We start from the raw sequence: 1708 nt of genomic DNA, 5'->3' as shown, positions 1-1708 counted from the left end.
CCTACACGCTTGCACCAGTACTACCACTCACTGGCGGAGCTACCCTCCTGCGTCACCCCATCGCTTGACTACTACAAGTTCAGGTCCCGCGCTCCACAGTCCCCTCGACCCCGAAGGGTCTTTGGAGGTGCTTCGGGCGGTTAGTATCACAAGGTTCATCATGGGCGCGTTCACACGGGTACGGGAATATCAACCCGTTGTCCATCGACTACGCCTGTCGGCCTCGCCTTAGGTCCCGACTTACCCTGGGCGGATTAGCCTGGCCCAGGAACCCTTGGTCATCCGGCGGACGAGTTTCTCACTCGTCTTTCGCTACTCATGCCTGCATTCTCACTCGCATAGCGTCCACGGCTGGATTACTCCGCCGCTTCAACCGCTACACGACGCTCCCCTACCCATCCCGAGTAAACTCGAAATGACACAGCTTCGGTGGTGTGCTTAAGCCCCGCTACATTGTCGGCGCAGGACCACTTGACCAGTGAGCTATTACGCACTCTTTAAAGGGTGGCTGCTTCTAAGCCAACCTCCTGGCTGTCTGTGCGACCCCACATCCTTTCCCACTTAGCACACACTTAGGGACCTTAGCTGGCGTTCTGGGCTGTTTCCCTCTCGACTACGAAGCTTATCCCCCGCAGTCTCACTGCCGCGCTCTCACACCTCGGTATTCGGAGTTTGGTTGATTTCGGTAAGCTTGTGGGCCCCCTAGACCATCCAGTGCTCTACCCCCGAGGTGAAACACACGACGCTGCACCTAAATGCATTTCGGGGAGAACCAGCTATCACGGTGTTTGATTGGCCTTTCACCCCTAACCACAGCTCATCCCCCAGGTTTTCAACCCTGGTGGGTTCGGGCCTCCACGCGGTCTTACCCGCGCTTCACCCTGGCCATGGCTAGATCACACCGCTTCGGGTCTAGACCACGCGACTCAAGCGCCCTATTCAGACTCGCTTTCGCTACGGCTACCCCACACGGGTTAACCTCGCCACGTAGCACTAACTCGCAGGCTCATTCTTCAAAAGGCACGCCGTCACCCCTAAAGGCTCCGACGGATTGTAGGCACACGGTTTCAGGTACTATTTCACTCCCCTCCCGGGGTACTTTTCATCTTTCCCTCACGGTACTAGTCCGCTATCGGTCACCAGGGAGTATTTAGGCTTAGCGGGTGGTCCCGCCAGATTCACAGCGAATTTCACGAGTACGCTGCTACTTGGGAACACTCTAAACAGCCATCGGGTTTTCGAGTACGGGAGTTTCACCCTCTACGCTCGTGCTTTCCAGACACGTTCCTCTAACCACAATGGTTTCTGACTGTTTGCCAGCTCGGCAGAACTGACCAAGAGGTCCCACGACCCCGCGAATGCAACCCCTGCCGGGTATCACACAGACGCGGTTTAGCCTCTTCCGCTTTCGCTCGCCACTACTCACGGAATCACGGTTGTTTTCTCTTCCTGCGGGTACTGAGATGTTTCACTTCCCCGCGTTCCCTCCACATACCCTATGTGTTCAGGTATGGGTGACCCCACATGACTGGGGCCGGGTTTCCCCATTCGGACATTCTAGGATCTCAGCTCGGTTGACAGCTCCCCTAGACTTTTCGCAGTCTCCTACGTCCTTCATCGGCTCCTGGTGCCAAGACATCCACCGTATGCCCTTACTAACTTGCTACAAAGATGCTCGCATCCACTGTGCAGTTCTCAAAGAACAATC

General features: G+C 56.2%; 1 rRNA gene. It reads right to left on the bottom strand.

The features are described 5' to 3' along the window. A 23S ribosomal RNA gene (locus PV646_RS44755) occupies nt 1-1666 on the bottom strand; the annotation flags it as partial. Between the last annotated feature and the right edge of the window lie 42 nt (nt 1667-1708).

Source organism: Streptomyces sp. ID05-26A (assembly GCF_033794685.1).
GTDB lineage: Bacteria > Actinomycetota > Actinomycetes > Mycobacteriales > Pseudonocardiaceae > Lentzea.
This window is presented reverse-complemented; position numbering and strand designations above follow the sequence as displayed.